Annotated in this window: 14 protein-coding genes; 8 read left to right on the top strand and 6 right to left on the bottom strand. The window is 69.1% G+C overall.

The features are described from left to right. Nucleotides 1–17 precede the first annotated feature (17 nt). Nucleotides 18–1,199: an ROK family protein gene (locus RH861_RS03145; protein ID WP_310519709.1), complete on the bottom strand. Its 1,182-nt coding sequence runs from the start codon at nucleotides 1,197–1,199 to the stop codon at nucleotides 18–20. An 89-nt stretch (nucleotides 1,200–1,288) separates the two neighbouring features. Between RH861_RS03145 and RH861_RS03140 the strand changes: the two genes are divergently transcribed. The 8 genes from RH861_RS03140 (at nucleotide 1,289) to RH861_RS03105 (ending at nucleotide 10,648) form a co-directional block, all read left to right on the top strand. Continuing rightward, nucleotides 1,289–3,415: an alpha-galactosidase gene (locus RH861_RS03140; protein WP_310519708.1), complete on the top strand. Its 2,127-nt coding sequence runs from the start codon at nucleotides 1,289–1,291 to the stop codon at nucleotides 3,413–3,415. Nucleotides 3,416–3,447: 32 nt separating this feature from the next. After that, the gene (locus tag RH861_RS03135) at nucleotides 3,448–4,776 is read left to right on the top strand and encodes an ABC transporter substrate-binding protein (protein ID WP_310519707.1); all 1,329 of its coding nucleotides are present in this window, start codon (nucleotides 3,448–3,450) and stop codon (nucleotides 4,774–4,776) included. A gap of 1 nt (nucleotide 4,777) precedes the next feature. After that, a complete protein-coding gene (locus tag RH861_RS03130) occupies nucleotides 4,778–5,713 on the top strand; it encodes a carbohydrate ABC transporter permease (RefSeq protein WP_310519706.1) in 936 nt (311 codons plus the stop codon). Beyond that, the gene (locus tag RH861_RS03125) at nucleotides 5,713–6,630 is read left to right on the top strand and encodes a carbohydrate ABC transporter permease (RefSeq protein WP_310519705.1); all 918 of its coding nucleotides are present in this window, start codon (nucleotides 5,713–5,715) and stop codon (nucleotides 6,628–6,630) included. Before RH861_RS03130 ends, RH861_RS03125 begins: the two co-directional genes overlap by 1 nt. A 100-nt stretch (nucleotides 6,631–6,730) precedes the next feature. Further along, nucleotides 6,731–8,422 carry a glycoside hydrolase family 13 protein gene (locus RH861_RS03120; protein ID WP_310519704.1) on the top strand — a complete coding sequence of 564 codons (1,692 nt, stop codon included), beginning with the start codon at nucleotides 6,731–6,733 and terminating at the stop codon, nucleotides 8,420–8,422. 91 nt (nucleotides 8,423–8,513) lie between these two features. Next, nucleotides 8,514–8,879, top strand: coding sequence for a YciI family protein (locus RH861_RS03115; RefSeq protein WP_310519703.1), 366 nt, complete (start codon nucleotides 8,514–8,516; stop codon nucleotides 8,877–8,879). Then, a complete protein-coding gene (locus RH861_RS03110) occupies nucleotides 8,876–10,120 on the top strand; it encodes an RNA polymerase sigma factor (RefSeq protein WP_310519702.1) in 1,245 nt (414 codons plus the stop codon). Before RH861_RS03115 ends, RH861_RS03110 begins: the two co-directional genes overlap by 4 nt. A 39-nt stretch (nucleotides 10,121–10,159) precedes the next feature. Beyond that, nucleotides 10,160–10,648, top strand: a complete 489-nt coding sequence (locus tag RH861_RS03105) for a YajQ family cyclic di-GMP-binding protein (protein WP_067950348.1) — start codon at nucleotides 10,160–10,162, stop codon at nucleotides 10,646–10,648. Here the strand turns inward: RH861_RS03105 and RH861_RS03100 are convergent. The 5 genes from RH861_RS03100 to RH861_RS03080 all read right to left on the bottom strand — a co-directional run bounded on the left by RH861_RS03100 (nucleotide 10,635) and on the right by RH861_RS03080 (nucleotide 16,458). After that, nucleotides 10,635–11,762, bottom strand: coding sequence for an alpha/beta hydrolase (locus RH861_RS03100; RefSeq protein WP_310519701.1), 1,128 nt, complete (start codon nucleotides 11,760–11,762; stop codon nucleotides 10,635–10,637). The two genes, RH861_RS03105 and RH861_RS03100, sit on opposite strands and share 14 nt — an antisense overlap. A gap of 71 nt (nucleotides 11,763–11,833) precedes the next feature. Further along, a complete protein-coding gene (locus tag RH861_RS03095; RefSeq protein ID WP_310519700.1) occupies nucleotides 11,834–12,691 on the bottom strand; it encodes a type II secretion system F family protein in 858 nt (285 codons plus the stop codon). After that, nucleotides 12,691–13,599, bottom strand: a complete 909-nt coding sequence (locus RH861_RS03090; protein WP_310519699.1) for a type II secretion system F family protein — start codon at nucleotides 13,597–13,599, stop codon at nucleotides 12,691–12,693. Before RH861_RS03090 ends, RH861_RS03095 begins: the two co-directional genes overlap by 1 nt. A 44-nt stretch (nucleotides 13,600–13,643) precedes the next feature. Next, nucleotides 13,644–15,140, bottom strand: a complete 1,497-nt coding sequence (locus RH861_RS03085) for a TadA family conjugal transfer-associated ATPase (RefSeq protein ID WP_310519698.1) — start codon at nucleotides 15,138–15,140, stop codon at nucleotides 13,644–13,646. Continuing rightward, on the bottom strand, nucleotides 15,127–16,458 hold the full coding sequence (locus RH861_RS03080) for a CpaE/TadZ family protein (protein WP_310519697.1): 1,332 nt from the start codon (nucleotides 16,456–16,458) through the stop codon (nucleotides 15,127–15,129). The genes RH861_RS03085 and RH861_RS03080 overlap by 14 nt, the downstream gene beginning before the upstream one ends.

Genomic DNA, 16,458 nt, shown 5'->3' with positions numbered 1-16,458 from the left:
CCCGCGGGGCGGGTGCGTCAGGCGGGGAGGCGCAGGCGCGCGAGCGCGCCCTGGATGGCGACGGCGGCCGCGCCGCGGGCCCACGGGTCGAAGCCCGTGTCGTCGACGTGCACGACGACCTCGGACGCCTCGGGGTCGCGATCCGCGGCGAGCGCGGCGAGCGCCGTGTCGCCCGCGACCGACCACAGTCCGACGCCCTCCCCCGAGAGCACGATCGCGTCGACCATGGCGAGGTTGGCGATGTAGCCCATCATGCGGCCGAGCGAGCGGCCCGCGGCATCCGTCACCGAACGGGCGAGCGGATGCCGCGCCGCCGCGAGTTCGATCACCTCGTCGTAGCCGATCTCGCGCCCGAACGCGATGCCGACCTGGGCGCAGATGCTGGGAATGGAGAGCATCGCGGTCGAGCAACCCCGGTGTCCGTCGACGCAGAGCGGGCCGCTGGGGTCGAGGGGCAGGTGGCCGCCGAGGCCGAGGCCCGTGTCGGGCGTGGTCACGACCCGATCGTGCATCACGAGCCCGTAGCCGACGCCGGCGCCCACGGTGACGACGGCGAACGCGTCGCGCCCTCGGGCGGGGCCGAACCACTGCTCGGCGGTGGTGAGCGCGGTCACGTCGTTCTCGACGTCGACGGGCAGGCCGAGGCGCGCTTCGAGGAGGTCGGCGAGCGCGACGTCGCGCCAGCCGAGGAACGGGGCGCGGGTGACGACGCGCTGGTCGGCGACGTTGCCGCCGACGCTCACGCCGAGGCCGGACACGCTCGGGAGGTCGGGCCCCTCGACGGCGAGCAGGGTCTCGACGAGGTCGCCGATGACGTCGACGACCGCGCGGGGGTCGTGCCGGTCGAGCGCGCGTTCCTCGCGCGCGACCGCGGTGGCGCGCAGGTCGGTGAGCACGGCATGGGCGGCGTCGCCGCTGAGCTTCACGCCGACGAATCGGCGGGCGTCGGCGCGCACGTCGAGCGGGCGGGCGGGCCGGCCGGTGGCGCCCTGCACGAGGTCGGGGGCCTCGACGAACAGGCCGCGGTCGAGGAACGGCTTCGACAGCCGGGTGAGGCTCGCGGGCGACAGGCCGAGGCGGCGGCCGAGGTCGGCGCGGGAGATCGGGCCGTGGATGAGCACCTGACGGGCCAGTTCTCGCGCGGAGCCGCCGAGTTCGACCTGCGTCATCGCCGCCTCCATCGCCGTGGTTCGTTCCATCTTGACACGAACGTACCGACGAAACACGGCCCCGACGTCGGGCGCAACGGGATTGACAGATCATTTATTTCTGTCATAGAAAGAACGTCATGCAGCGCGGCACCGACCCGATCCACCTCCGCAACGGCGGCACCAGCGTGGTGCTCTCCCTCGACTACGCGCCCCTCCCGGCGATCGTGCACTGGGGACCCGACCTCGGCGAGGTGGGCGCCGACGAGCTCGCGGCCATGGCCCTCGCGGCGATCCCCCAGCGCGTCTCCGGCGGCATCGACGTGCCCGCCGCCCTCACCCTCATCCCGCAGGAGTCGTCGGGGTGGCTCGGCACCCCCGGCCTCGCGGGTCATCGCGACGGCCGCGACTTCTCGACGCGCCTCGCGACCGTCGACGTGCAGACGGACGCCGCCACGGCGACGATCACCGCCCGCGACGACGCCGCCCGGCTCGAGGCGACCATCGAACTCGAGGTCACCGCCTCGGGCCTGTTCCGGCAGCGCATCACCCTGCGGAACCTCGCGGACGCGCCCTACTCGGTCGTCGCGCTCACCCCGTTCTTCCCCGTTCCCGCGATCGCCGACCAACTCCTCGACACCACCGGGCGCCACCTGCGCGAGCGGTCGCCGCAGCGCCACGAGTTCACGATCGGCACGCACCTGCGCGAGAGCCGCCGTGGGCGTCCCGGCGCCGACGCGAGCCTGGTCATCGCCGCGGGCCGCCGCGGATTCGGCTTCGAACGCGGGATGGTCCACGCCGTGCACACCGCCTGGAGCGGCAACCACCGCCTCCTCGCCGAGCGCCTGCCCACCGGCGAGTCCTCCCTCGGCGCGGGCGAGCTGCTGGCCCCCGGCGAGGTCGTCCTCGAGCAGGACGAGTCGTACGCGACGCCGTGGGCGATCGGCTCCTGGGGCGACGGGCTGACCGAGCTGTCGAGCCGGTTCCACCGCGAGCTGCGCGCGCGTCCGCAGCATCCGCGCCGCCCGCGCCCGGTCACGCTGAACACGTGGGAGGCCGTGTACTTCGACCACGACCGCGAGAAGATCGACGAGCTGGCCCGGCGTGCGGCATCCGTCGGCGTCGAGCGGTTCGTGCTCGATGACGGATGGTTCCTCGGCCGCCGCGACGACACCGCGGGCCTCGGCGACTGGTGGGTCGACGAGACCGTGTGGCCGGACGGGCTCGGTCCGCTCATCGAGACGGTCACGTCGCTCGGCATGGAGTTCGGCCTGTGGGTCGAGCCCGAGATGGTGAACCTCGACTCCGAGCTCGCCCGCAACCACCCCGACTGGATCCTCCGCGGGCGCGACGACCTGCCCGTGCCCGCGCGCCAGCAGTACGTGGTCGACCTCGCCAACCCCGACGCCTGGCAGTACCTGCTCGAGCGGCTCGACGCGCTGCTCGCCGAGTACGACATCGCCTACCTCAAGTGGGATCACAACCGCGACCTGCTCGAGGCCGGCAGCGCCCACACCGGCCGAGCGCGCGTGCACGAGAACGTGCAGGCGCTCTACCGGCTGCTCGCCGAGCTCAAGCGCCGCCACCCCGGACTCGAGATCGAGTCGTGCGCGTCGGGCGGCGCGCGCGTCGACCTCGGGATCCTCGAGCACACCGACCGGATCTGGACGAGCGACACCCTCGACCCCATCGAGCGTCTCCAGATCCAGCGCTACACCGGGATCCTCGTGCCGGCCGAGATGATGGGCGCCCACCTGACGAGCCCCGAGGTGCACACCACGGGCCGCACCGTGCAGCTCGACACGAGCGCCGGCGTCGCCCTGTTCGGGCACTTCGGCGTCGAATGGGACCTGACGACCCTCGACGACGCCGGGCTCGCCCGCGTGCGCGAATGGGTCGACCTCCACAAGCGGCACCGCGCGCTCATCCACACCGGGACGCTCGTGCACGGCGACACCCGCGACGACACCACCGACGTGCGCGGGGTGGTCGCGGGCGACGCGGCATCCGCGCTCTTCACGTTCACGCAGGTGACCACCAGCGTGACCCACCCGCCCGGCCGCTTCACGCTGCCGGGCCTCGACCCGGACCGCAGGTACGCGGTGCGGATCGCCGCCGGACGCGTGGACCACGGCCCCGGCCAGTCCACGCTCCCCTGGGCCGAGCAGCCGATCGTGCTGACCGGCCGGCAACTGGGCACCGCGGGCCTGCAGGCCCCGGTGCTCTTCCCCGGGCAGCTCGTGCTGCTCGAGCTCACCACCGCCTGACGCTCCAACCCGAACGCGCAAGGAGGCGCACGATGAGGGACCAGACCATCCGCACGCATTCGCACCGGAGACGGCGAGGTCGGCGACGAGCGCCCGTCGCCGCGGCATCCGTCGCCCTCACCGCCGCCGCGAGCCTGCTGCTCGCCGGGTGCGCGACCGGGGGCGGCGGCGACGGCCGGACTCAGCTCGACTTCTTCCAGTTCAAGGGCGAGGCGCTCGAGGACTTCCAGCAGATCATCGACGACTTCGAGGCCGAGAACCCCGACATCGACGTGGTGCAGAACCAGGTCGCCGACGCCGACACGCTGATCCGCACGCTCCTGGTGAAGGACCGCACGCCCGACGTCATCACGCTGAACGCCAACGGGAACTTCGGCCGCCTCGCGCAGGCCGGGGTCTTCCACGACTTCAGCGACGATCCCGTGCTCGAGACCATCAACCCGGCGGTGCAGGAGATCCTCGCCGACCTCGGCACGTTCGGCGACGAGGTCAACGGCCTCGGCTACGTCAACAACGCCGACGGCATCATCTACAACATCGACATCTTCGAGGAGCAGGGCATCGAGGTCCCCGAGACCTTCGACGAGCTCATCCAGGTGTGCGAGCAGTTGCAGGATGCCGGGATCACGCCGTTCTACGGCACGCTCGGCGACGCGTGGACGACGCTGCCATCGTTCAACGGCCTCGGCGCCTACCCGGCGCAGGAGGGCTTCTTCGACGAGATGCGCGAGGAGGGCGCCGACGTCGGCGCCGACTCGTCGGTGTCCTTCCAGCAGGACTACCAGGAGGTGCTCGACCAGCAGGCCCAGCTCTACTCCTTCGCGCAGGAGGGCTATCGCGGCCGCACGTACGACGACGGCAATGCGGCATTCGCCAACGGCGAGGCGGCGATGTACATGCAGGGCATCTGGGCGGTGAACCCCATCCTGGGCGTGAACCCCGACATCAACCTCGGCATCTTCCCGTATCCGACCGAGAACCCGGACGACCGGCTGCTCGTCTCCGGCGTCGACGTGGTCGTGACCATGGGCAAGGACGCGCCGAAGAGCGAGGAAGCCATGCGCTTCATCGAGTACCTCTTCCGGGAGGACGTGATCACGGCCTTCGCGGCGTCGCAGTTCATGATCCCCTCGGTCGAGGGTGCCGAGCTCAGCGACGACCCGGCCATCCAGTCGGTCGCACCGTGGTTCGAGGAGGGCCGGATCACGGGCTTCATCGACCACCAGGTGCCGCCGGGCATCCCGCTCGACGCGACCGTCCAGCAGGCACTCTTCACCGGCGATGCGGACCAGGCGCTCGCCACCCTCGATCGCGAGTGGGCCAAGGTCGCCGCTCGCACGATCCCCGTGACGGGAGAATGACATGAGCACTCTGACCCAGGCGACGCGGTCGTCGACGGGCGGCGGCGGTGCCGGGCGCGCCACCCGGATGCGCTCCGACAGCAGGCGGGCGGCGCCCGCGTACTACTGGATGGTCTGGCCCGCGGTCATCGCCTTCGCGGCCTTCCACACCCTTCCGGTCCTCGTGGGCATCTTCTTCAGCTTCACGAACTACGCCGGCTACGGCGCCTGGAACTTCGTCGGGCTGTCGAACTACGCCAACCTGTTCGGCGACGAACGGGTGCTGCAGGCGTACGGGTTCTCGTTCCTGTTCGCGATCGTCGCGACGATCCTCACGAACGTGTTCTCGCTCGCCATCGCGCTCGGACTGAACGCGAAGATCGTCGGCCGGAACTTCTTCCGCGGCGTCTTCTTCGTGCCGTACGTGCTGGCCATCCTCGTCATCGGCTACGTGTTCCAGTTCTTCTTCTCGAACTCGCTGCCGAGGATCCTGGCGGGCATTCCGGTGTTCCGCGACAACATCCTCACGAGTCCCGAGTGGGCGTGGATCACGATCGTGGTGCTCGCCGTCTGGCAGGCCTGCGCGTTCGCGATCATCATCTACCTGTCCGGGCTGCAGACGATCCCGGGTGAACTCTACGAGGCGGCGTCCATCGATGGTGCCGGTGCGTGGCGGCAGTTCCGGTCGATCACGTTCCCGCTCATCGGGGCCTTCTTCACCATCAACGTGGTGCTGAGCCTCAAGAGCTTCCTGCAGGTGTTCGACCCGATCGTGGCCCTCACCAACGGCGGGCCGGGCACCTCGACCGAATCGGTGACGCTGCTCATCTTCAAGGGCGGCTTCTCGGGCGGCGAGTTCGCCTACCAGACGGCGAACGCGGTGATCTTCTTCATCGTCATCACGATCGTCTCGCTCTTCCAGTTCCGGGTCCTTCAGCGCAGAGAGGCCGAATTCTGATGACCACCACCACGACCACGGCGGCGCAGGCCTCCGAGGCGATGCCCGAGGAGCGGGCACGCCGCGGACGGCGCCGCCCCGGACGCGAATCCGACGACACCCGCCGCATCAACTGGTGGGCGACCGCCCTCATCGCGGTGTGCTCGCTCACCGTGCTCATCCCGATGTACCTCGCGGTCGTGGTCGCGCTGAAGACGCCCGACCAACTCGCCGGGGGAACGGGCTTCGAGTGGCCGAGTCCGATCAACCTGCAGAACTTCGCCGAGGCGTGGGAGCGCACGAACTTCCCGCAGGCGCTGCTGAACACGGCGTTCATCACGGTCGGTTCGGTGATCTTCACGCTGCTCACGAGCTCGGTCGTCGCCTACGGCATCGCCCGCAACCTGCACCGGCCGTTCTTCAAGGTCGTGTTCTTCTACCTGCTGGCGGCGCTGTTCATCCCGTTCCCGATCATCATGCTGCCGCTCGTGAAGCAGACGGCGATCCTCGGGATGGACAACCCGGGCGGCCTGATCATCCTGTACACGATCTACGGCCTGTCGCTGAACATCTTCATCTACACCGCCTACATCCGCTCGATCCCGATCGAGCTCGAGGAGGCGGCGAGGGTGGACGGCGCGGGCACCTGGCGGGTGTTCTGGCAGGTGATCTTCCCGTTGCTCATGCCGATGAACGCCACGGTCGGCATCCTCACGTGCGTGTGGGCGTGGAACGACTTCATCATGCCCCTCGTCGTGCTGACCGAACCCGAGCACCGCACGCTGCCGCTCGTGCAGTACGTGTTCCAGGGGCAGTTCAACGTCGACTACACGGTTGCGTTCGCGTCGTACCTCATGGCGATGGCGCCGCTGCTCATCATCTACATCTTCAGCCAGCGCTGGGTCATCTCCGGCGTCACGCGGGGATCGATCAAGTAAGGTCCACGGATGCCGCGGGGCGGGCGCATGCGCACACCGCCGCCCCGCGGCATCCGCTCGGCCTCACGTACCGCACCACCCTCGAGAGGAAACGCACCGCATGACCACCTCGCGCCCGACCACGATCGACGCCGGAACCGTGCTCGCCACCGACCCGGACTGGTGGCGCCAGGCCGCCGTGTACCAGATCTACCCGCGCAGCTTCGCCGACGCGAACGGCGACGGCATCGGCGACCTGAAGGGGATCACGTCGCGCATCCCGTACCTCGTCGAGCTCGGCGTCGACGCGGTGTGGCTTTCGCCGTTCTACCCGTCGGCGCTCGCCGACGGCGGGTACGACGTCGACGACTACCGCGACGTCGACCCCAAGCTCGGCACGCTCGCCGACTTCGACGAGATGATCGCGGCGCTGCACGCCGCCGGCATCCGGCTCATCGCCGACATCGTGCCGAACCACTCGTCGAACCGGCACGAGTGGTTCCGCGAGGCGCTCGCGTCGCCGCGCGGCTCGGCGGCCCGCGACCGCTACCTCTTCCGCGACGGCGAGGGCCCGGACGGCACGCAGCCGCCGAGCGACTGGCAGTCGATCTTCGGCGGGTCGGCATGGGAGCCGGTGGGCGACGGCCAGTTCTACCTGCACCTGTTCGCGCGCGAGCAGCCCGACCTGAACTGGGCGAACCGGGAGGTGCGGGACGACTTCCTGCGGACCCTCCGCTTCTGGTCCGACCGCGGCGTCGACGGGTTCCGGGTCGACGTCGCGCACGCGCTCGCGAAGGACCTGACCTACCCGCTGCGCTCGCACGCCGAGCTCGAGGAGATGAAGCTCGCCACCGACGGCGCGCACCCGCTGTGGGATCGCGAGGAGCTCGACGAGATCTACGCCGAGTGGCGCGCCGTGTTCGACGAGTACGACCCGCCGCGCATCGCGGTCGCCGAGGCGTGGGTCGCGCCGTCGCGCCGGCACCGGTACGCCGCACCGACGAGCCTCGGCCAGGCGTTCAACTTCGACCTGCTGCGCGCCAACTTCGACGCCGCCGAGTTCCACGAGATCGTCGACCGCAACATGGCCTTCTCGGCCGAGACGGGCTCGTCGAACACGTGGGTGTTCTCGAACCACGACGTCGTCCGCCACGCGACGCGGTACGGCCTGCCCGACGACCCCGACAACGAGGGCGACGTCGGCCGGCAGTGGCTGCTCGCCGGCGGCGACCCGGCCGAGGTCGACTCGGAGCGCGGGCTGCGGCGGGCGCGCGCAGCGAGCCTGTTCCTGCTCGGCCTGCCCGGCAGCGCCTACCTGTACCAGGGCGAGGAGCTCGGGCTGCCCGAGGTGGCCGAGATCCCCGACTCGGAGCGGCAGGACCCGTCGTTCTTCCGCAATGCCGGCGTCGAGGTGGGGCGTGACGGATGCCGCGTGCCGCTGCCCTGGGTCGCCGACGCGCCGTCGTTCGGGTTCGGGCCGTCCGCGGCATCCCATCTGCCGCAGCCGGCGTGGTTCGCGTCGTACGCGGTCGACGTGCAGGCGGACGACCCGACGTCGACCCTGTCGATGTACCGGCGGGCGCTCGCACTGCGGCACGAGCTGCAGGGCACCGAGAAGCTCGCGTGGGTCCAGCTCGACGAGCCGGAGGTGCTCGGGTTCCAGCGCCCGGGCGGCTGGACCGTCGTGACGAACTTCGGCACCTCGCCCGTCGCGCTGCCCGCGGCCCTCGCCGAGCGCGAACTGGTGCTCGCGAGCGGGCCGCACCCCGACCCGGCGGTGCTGCCCGGCGAGACCACCGTCTGGTACCGCTGAGCGCTGCCGGCTCGGTGTCCTTCCGGCGCCGCCCCGTTCGTCCTTACAGTAGAGCCGGCCACGGGGGCCGGCCGAGCGAACGGAGCGGATCATGCCCACCTACATCGCACTCACCTACACCGCCGACGTCGATTGGACGGCGCCCGAGCAGGCCGAGGAGATGGCGCAGTACTCGCGGTTCGGCCAGGAATCGGCCGACGTCATCCGCGGCGGTGCCGTCCTGTACCCGACCGGAACCGCGACCACGGTGCGCGTCACGGGTGGCGAGGGGGGTGACGTCGTGCTGAGCGACGGCCCGTACGCCGAGACGAAGGAGGCGCTCACCGGGTTCTTCCTCCTCGAGTGCGCCGACCTCGACGAGGCGATCCGGCACGCGACGCGCATCCCGGCGGCCTGGAACGGAGCCGTCGAGGTGCGCCCGGTTCCCGACCTCCCTGCGATGGCGCCGTCGGAATGACCGACGCCCGCGGGTCGCGCGACGCGCTCGCGAGCGTCATCCGTCTCGAGGGGCGGATGGTGCTCGCGACGCTCGTGCGACTCACCGGCGACCTCGGCGTCGCCGAGGACGCCGTGCAGGACGCGTCCATGGCGGCGCTGCAGGAGTGGCCGCGCACCGGAGTACCTGCGGAGCCTCGCGCATGGCTCATCGTCGCTGCGAAGCGACGGGCCATCGACCGGCTCCGACGCGACCGCATCCGCCCGCAGAAGGAACGGGAGGCGACGCTGATGGCCGTGCAGACGGCGCCGGACGCGCCCGAGCCGAGCGTGGTGCGCGATGACCAGCTGCGACTCGTCTTCACCTGCTGCCACCCCGCGCTCGCGCCCGAGGCGCAGGTCGCGCTCGCCCTGCGCACGCTGTGCGGGCTGAGCGTGGGCGAGGTCGCGCGAGCCCTGCTCGTGAACGAGGCGACGATGGCGAAGCGGCTCGTGCGCGTCCGGGCCAAGATCGCCGATGCCGGCATCCCGTACCGGATCCCCGACGAGGCCGACCTGCCGGAACGGCTGCGCACCGTCGCGACGACGGTGTTCCTCATGTTCAACGAGGCGTACGCGTCGCGATCGGACGGGCCCCACGAACGTCGAGCGCTCGCCGACGAGGCGGTGCGGCTCGGTCGCCTGCTCGTCGAGCTGATGCCGGGCGAGGCGGCGCTCGAGGGGCTGCTCGCGACGATGCTCCTCCAGCACTCGCGGCGCGACGCGCGAACGGATGCCGCGGGCGAACTCGTGCTCCTGGCCGACCAGGACCGCTCGCGCTGGGACCGGGCGATGATCGCCGAGGGCGTGGACCGGGCGGCTCGTGCCATCCGTCTCAGCTCGCAGCGGCCCGAGCGTTTCGCCGTCACCGCCGCCATCGCGGCCTGCCACGCGATGGCCCCCGACGCGGCATCCACCGACTGGACGGCGATCCTGTCGTGGTACGACGTGCTGCTGACGCTCGACCCGAGCCCGGTCGTCGCGCTCAATCGCGCCGCAGCCGTCGCGGAGGTGCGCGGACCCGGCGCCGGTCTCGAGGAGCTCGACCGCATCGCGGGGCTCGACCGCTACCCGTGGGCGCACGGGCTCCGCGCCGAGCTGCTCGCCCGGCTGGGCCGGCACGACGAGGCGACGGATGCCGCGCGGCAGGCGATCGCCCTCACCGACTCCCCCGCGCAGCGTCGGCAGCTGGCGCTGCGGTTCCCTCCGGTCGAGGGACCCTGACCCGTGGCATCCGCTCGGCGCCTCGATAGACTGGCCCGCATGGCAGATTCGACGTTCGACATCGTGAGCAAGGTCGACAAGATGGAGGCCGAGAACGCGGTCAACCAGGCCCGCAAGGAGGTCGAGCAGCGCTACGACTTCAAGGGCGTGGGCGCGTCGGTCGAGTGGTCGGGCGAGAAGATCCTGCTGAAGGCGACCTCCGAGGAGCGCGTCAAGGCCGTGCTCGACGTGGTGCAGTCGAAGTTCATCAAGCGCGGCATCTCGCTGAAGTCGCTCGACTCCGGCGAGCCGTATGCGTCGGGCAAGGAGTTCCGCATCGAGATCGCCCTGAAGAACGGCATCTCGCAGGAGAACGCGAAGAAGATCGGCAAGATCATCCGCGACGAGGCCCCGAAGACGGTGAAGTCGCAGATCCAGGGCGACGAGCTGCGCGTCTCGTCGAAGAGCCGCGACGACCTGCAGGAGACCATCCGCCTGCTGAAGGCCGCCGACCTCGACGTCGACCTGCAGTTCGTCAACTTCCGCTAGTCGGCGCGTACCCGCGGAGCCAGCGGGTGATCGCGGCGTAGGCGGCGGCGCGCGCCGGCTCCCGCGACAGGAACACGTCGTGCAGCGCCCCGTCGACCCGCACGACGGTGACCTCCGAGCCGAGGTCGATGGCGTGCCGGGCGATGTCGTCGACGACGAGCACGGTGTCGGAGGTCAGCATCGCGTCATCCCACCGCGGCTGAAACGTCGAACGCGCCGAGAGCAGCGTCAGCACCGGGGCGCCCACGTCGATCCCCGCATCGATCGCCTTGTGCCCGGCGAGGATCGCCGTCAGCCACGCGGGGTGGATGGGGAAGCCGCGGTCGGGCCGCAGGCGCGCGTCGTACTCCCACTCGCCGTCGAACAGGCGCGAGATCGAGCGCGCGTAGAACCCGCGGTCGATGTTCGGCAGCGGCCGCGACGGGTTCACGCGCGCCCCGAACTCGATCACCGGCGAAATCGCCTGCCGGCCGATGCTCCGCAACTGGAACTCCAGCCACGGGCTGTTCAGCACGAGCGCCACGGCGCGTCCCCGATTGCGATCGGCCCAGAGGCTGAGCGTGAGACCGCCGGTCGAGTGCCCCATGAGCACGAGCGGGCGAGCGGATGCGGCGGGGCCGGCCGTGCCGGCGGCATCCGTCGTCGACTCGGGGCGGCCGTGGCCCATCACGGCGAGCGCGGCCTCGATGTCGGCGTCGTACGTCGCGAGGTCGGTGACGTACCCGGGCGTCTGGCCGTCGCGGAGGGAGCGCCCGTACTTGCGCAGGTCGAGCGCGAAGAAGCGGGCCCCGGCGTCGGCCCAGAAGCGCGCGATCCCGGGGTTGAAGAAGTAGTCGCTCCAGCCGTGCACGTACAGCACGTCGGCTCCGGATGCCGCGGGCGGCTCCTCCGGCTCGGGCGCGGGCTGCCACGGCCAGCGCCAGCGCGGCTCGCGCCGCGGCTCGCGCGGCGGCGGGACGTACCGGACCAGCGTCGCGACGACCTCGCCCTCGTCGTCCTCGCCGAGCGGCAGGGTGAGCTGCTCGAAGTCGGGGCCGAGGACGTCGGGCGCCCACGCGGCGGATTCCGTCCGCTCGGGTGGCGATGCGGTGGTGGCGGTCGTGTCCCCCTCCATGCGGCCAGCCTAGGCGGCGGCGCGCGCTGCCATCTGAAGCCAACGTCTATCGCAGCGTTCTCGAGGACGCGCTAGGCGAATCGCTCGATGATCTGCAGGACCGCTGGTGTGAGAATCACGATGAACAGGACGGGAAGGAGGCAGAAGATGAGCGGGAAGAGAATCTTGACGGTCACCTTCTGTGCCGCTTCCTCCGCACGCTGGCGGCGCTTCAACCTCATTTCGCCGGATTGAACGCGCAGGACGTCGCCGACCGAGATGCCGTATGCGTCGGCCTGGATGACCGCGCGAACGAATCTCCGGAGCTCCTCCACGTTCGTTCGTCCTTCAAGTTCATGAAAGGCATCGCGGCGCGAACGACCGATGCTCATGTCCTGCAGCACGCGCACCAGCTCTTCCGCGAGCGGCCCGTGGCCCCCACGTGCTGCCTTGGCCATCGCAGCATCGAATCCGAGCCCCGCCTCGACGGCAATCGTCATCTGGTCCAAAGTGTCCGGCAGCGCGCGCTGGATCTTGTCCTGTCTATCGTGCGCCTGACTGTTGATGCGCACGTCGGCGAGGAAGAAGAGCATGAGAACGCCGGCTATCGAGAGCAGGATCCTGAATGGGTGCGGGTCTATCGCGATGACAAGCGCGCCTACCACGGCGGCGAGGACCCCCAACACGATCTTGCGCCGCAGAATCCGCGCGACTGTCAGGCCCGCTGGCCTTCCCGCGAGCACGATCTGGCGGCCGAGCCAGCCGACGTAACCTTGAGGAGCAGCAGTAACGAGGGATGCGCCCATTGAAGGCTGCTGCGTCAATACGGCGGCATCCGCGCTGGCATTCGAAGACACTGTCTTCCGCGCTGGGAAGAGCAGGAACACGAACGCCGCGATACCGACGACTGTGGCAGCGACGGCTGCATAGCCCAGGATTTCCCAGCCCATCAGAATTTCACCTTCACGACCGCATTGATCCAGATGCTTCCCAGAACGAGAAGCACGCCTGCGAGGATGAGCGCGATGACGCCCAGTGGGTTGGTGAAGAAGACGCCGATGTATGCCGGCTGAAGGAACAGCAGGGCGACGAATACGAAGATGGGCAGCGCGATGAGAATGAGCCCAGACAGTCGCCCCTCGGCACTCAACGCGGCGACGTGCCGGCGAATCTGGTTACGCTCACGAATCGTGCGGCCCACCTGGTCGAGGACTTCGGCGAGATTGCCTCCGGTCTCTGCGTTGATCGCCACGGCCTGAGCCATCCACTCGAAATCATCGCTCTGCATCCTGTGGGCGGCGATTGTGAGCGCATCTGGCAGAGGGCGCCCGAGGCGCGTCTCGTTTACCACTCGCGCGAGTTCCTCACCCATTGGGGCGTCCGCGTCCGAAGCCACACCCGCGACCGTACGCGAAAGTCCATGGCCGGCGCGGAGCCCGCCAGCAATCAATTGGACGGTGTCATCGACTTGGTCGGCGAACTTCGCGCGCCGCGCACTCGTTCGCATGATCAGGATGATCTTGGCCGCGATCGGGGCCACCGCTGCAAAGATGATGGCCAACAGAAGCGAAGTCCCGTTGATCAATCCGAGCACTGCCCCGATGACAGCTAGGACGCTCGCGCCGGATGCTATGTAGATCGCGAACTGCGAGGGCGTCGACTTGATGCCGGCCAGGTCGAGTTCGCGCTCCCCGAATAGCCTCGTGCGTCCACGCGCCAAGGCTTCATCGACGGCGCCCGTCGCCCGATTCGACGCGCGTCGAAGGAACGTGACGCGTTCCGTGCCAGGTGCTATGCGACGCTCAACCGCAATGCGCGGGGGTGGAGGAGCGATGACGACGAAGACGAGGGTCAGCAAGGCTAGAAGGCTGACGACAACTCCGAGAATGAGGACGACCGGACTCACAGGATCTCTCCGAGCATCTCCCGGCGCGGCACCTGGAACATTGAGATCGGCAGTTGGATGCCGTGGTCTGCGATCCGTTCAGCGAACCGAGGCCTCACCCCTGTCGGTTCGAGTCGGCCTCGCAGACGGCCATCCGGCTCGAATCCTCGGCTGTGATCGAAGGCGAACGCATCCTGCAACGTGATAATGTCACCCTCCATCCCGTGCACCTCGGTGATATGCGTGATCCGGCGAACGCCGTCCTTGTGACGCTGAATCTGGACGATGAGATCGACGGCAGACGCAATCTGCTCGCGGATAGCCCTGAGCGGGAGGTCCATGCCGGCCATCAGGACAAGTGTTTCCATGCGAGAGACCGCGTCCCGGGGCGAGTTGGCGTGGATCGTCGAGATCGAACCTTCGTGGCCCGTGTTCATGGCCTGGAGCATGTCAAGACTTTCCGCGCCGCGTACCTCTCCGACGACGATGCGGTCAGGGCGCATGCGCAGGGAGTTTCGGACGAGATCGCGGATGGTGATCTCGCCCCGACCTTCGATGTTCGGCGGGCGCGACTCCAAGCGAACCACGTGGTTCTGCTGTAGCTGCAATTCGACAGCGTCCTCAATCGTGATGATCCGCTCATCGCCCGGAATGAACGCCGAAAGCACGTTGAGAAGGGTGGTTTTTCCGGTCCCCGTTCCACCGGACACGATGATGTTGAGCTTCGCGCGTACGGCGGCATCCAGAACGGTCGCTGCCTCGCGGGTCATTGTTCCGAAGGTGACGAGATCCTCGTAGGTGAAGGGCGTCGCGGCGAACTTCCGGACGGTGAGCGACGCGCCGTTGACGGCGAGCGGCGGGATAATCGCGTTGACACGCGAACCGTCTTCGAGGCGCGCGTCGACTAGCGGCGAGGCCTCGTCGATGCGCCGACCAACCCGCGCGACGATCCGCTCGATGACCCGACGGAGCTGGGGCTCACCGGTGAAGCGAAGGGCAGACTCGTACAGACGGCCGTGGCGCTCGACGTAGATCTGGTCATGTCGGTTGACCATGATCTCGGTTACGGAGTCGTCCGCGAGAAGCCCTTCGAGCGGTCCCAGGCCAAGCACGTCCGCCCCGATCTCATCGATGAGGCGATTTCGCTCGGAGGTCGACAGTGCCAATTGCTCGCCTGCGACGATTTCCGCCAGCTCTGACCGTGCGATCTCGTGCAGTTGCTGCTCGGTCAGACTCGGATCGTTCAGCCTGTTGCCAATTCGTCCGAAGAGTTCCTCGGCGGCCTTCTCCTTCACGGGTGCCAGCGCGTCGTAGGCCGCGTTCGACGACGGGTGCGGCGGCGCCACCATGAGCACGGCGTCCGGGAGGCCCTCTGAGCGCGCCGGACCGGGCGAAGCCGTCTCCTGCGGAGGCGTGAGCGCAGCAGGACTCTGCTGGGCCTGCGCCGAGTCCTGCGTCTCCCCGTCGCCGTTACGCGGCGTACGAACCGCCCTCAGTCGATCATTGAGGCTCAAGGATCCGCCCCTTCCGTAGGCCGCGCTTCCGTTTGGGTTGCTCCTCGCGCGCGATTCGGGCAATGAGCCCGCGCAGTGCCCTCGAGGCGGGGTCGCGCGGCTCGTCATGTATCAGCGGTCGACCTCGATTGCTCGCGAGCACAACTGCCGGTGAGCGGGGGATCTCCAGGTCGATCGGCGCGCCGATGATCGCTGCGGCGTCCTTCGTCGTGAGCCCGGCCATTCGGTCACTGAAGTTCAGGACCACGTGGCGATTAGCCGGCATCAACCCGAGCGTCGTGAGCATGGTCAGCTCCGCGCGAAGGGCCCGGAGGCTCGAGACGGCCATATTCGAAACGAACACCGCGTCCGTGACGTGCTCAAGCACGTGAAGCGTGTGTTCGCCTAGACCAGGAGTGGAATCGACGACGACGTACCGGAAGATGCCGCGAAGACGAGTGATGAGCTGCCCCAGTTCTCGCGGCTGGACGGCGTCGCCGAGCTCAGGCGACGGTGCGCTTGCCACGACGAAGAACCCGGCCGGATGGTGCGTGAAAGTCGTCTTGAGGACAAGCTCGTCGGCCGCTTCCGGAGCCACCGCGTCCACGATGGAATGCGTCGCCTCCAGGGCGAGCGCGACGCTCACATCGCCGAACTGCAGGTCGCCGTCGACAAGAACCACGGAATTCGGCGCCAACTCCGCCAGCCCCACAGCCAGATTGATAGAAAGCGTCGACTTGCCCTGACCGCCCTTCGGCGCAACGACCGCGATCGCTTCGCTGCGTTCACCCGGCTCGAGCGGCGGAAAAAGCCACCCGGCCTCAGTCGGCGCGTTGTCGACCGCGTCGCTTGAGAGTTGGTTTCCTGTCCCCCCCACCGGTTCTTCCGCGGTCTGGGTGACAGGGTTCCGTACCTCGGGTGCCTGTTCGAGTTCGACTGCGTTGAAGTCGTCGGGGCTGGCGCGGCCGGTGCCCACGAGCCAGTCAGTCAGCCGATTCAGCAGTTCGACCGTTACTTCCTCGCTCGCCAGGGGACTGAGCACAGCGTGAATGGGAAGTGCATCTACCCAGTCCTCGAGGTCCGCACGCTGCTCGCGAACCACGATCAGTCCGATGCCAGGGTTGCGCTCCGTCAGTCCGCGTGCGAGCTCCCGCGTCTCCTCGAAGCTGAGCACTGGGCCGAGCAGCGCGACCCGCGGCTCGCTCGTCACCTGCTTGAGTACGGATTCCGGCCCCAGGGTGAGGAGTTCACCCGTCACCACGCTAAGTCTGGCGCCGAGCAGATCCCGGAGCTTCGACTCGTATTCGATCGAGCGGCTGATGAGCAGAAAGGGAGTCAT

It is taken from the genome of Agromyces indicus (genome assembly GCF_031432295.1).
GTDB lineage: Bacteria > Actinomycetota > Actinomycetes > Actinomycetales > Microbacteriaceae > Agromyces > Agromyces indicus.
This window is presented reverse-complemented; position numbering and strand designations above follow the sequence as displayed.

Bases quoted from the DNA above. Each gene is read 5' to 3' on its own strand.
- RH861_RS03105 (WP_067950348.1), top strand. From the start codon at position 10,160: ATGGCAGATTCGACGTTCGACATCGTGAGCAAGGTCGACAAGATGGAG.
- RH861_RS03095 (WP_310519700.1), bottom strand. From the start codon at position 12,691: ATGGGCTGGGAAATCCTGGGCTATGCAGCCGTCGCTGCCACAGTCGTC.
- RH861_RS03140 (WP_310519708.1), top strand. From the start codon at position 1,289: ATGCAGCGCGGCACCGACCCGATCCACCTCCGCAACGGCGGCACCAGC.
- RH861_RS03145 (WP_310519709.1), bottom strand. From the start codon at position 1,199: ATGGAACGAACCACGGCGATGGAGGCGGCGATGACGCAGGTCGAACTC.
- RH861_RS03130 (WP_310519706.1), top strand. From the start codon at position 4,778: ATGAGCACTCTGACCCAGGCGACGCGGTCGTCGACGGGCGGCGGCGGT.
- RH861_RS03115 (WP_310519703.1), top strand. From the start codon at position 8,514: ATGCCCACCTACATCGCACTCACCTACACCGCCGACGTCGATTGGACG.
- RH861_RS03100 (WP_310519701.1), bottom strand. From the start codon at position 11,762: ATGGAGGGGGACACGACCGCCACCACCGCATCGCCACCCGAGCGGACG.
- RH861_RS03110 (WP_310519702.1), top strand. From the start codon at position 8,876: ATGACCGACGCCCGCGGGTCGCGCGACGCGCTCGCGAGCGTCATCCGT.
- RH861_RS03080 (WP_310519697.1), bottom strand. From the start codon at position 16,458: ATGACTCCCTTTCTGCTCATCAGCCGCTCGATCGAATACGAGTCGAAG.
- RH861_RS03120 (WP_310519704.1), top strand. From the start codon at position 6,731: ATGACCACCTCGCGCCCGACCACGATCGACGCCGGAACCGTGCTCGCC.
- RH861_RS03125 (WP_310519705.1), top strand. From the start codon at position 5,713: ATGACCACCACCACGACCACGGCGGCGCAGGCCTCCGAGGCGATGCCC.
- RH861_RS03135 (WP_310519707.1), top strand. From the start codon at position 3,448: ATGAGGGACCAGACCATCCGCACGCATTCGCACCGGAGACGGCGAGGT.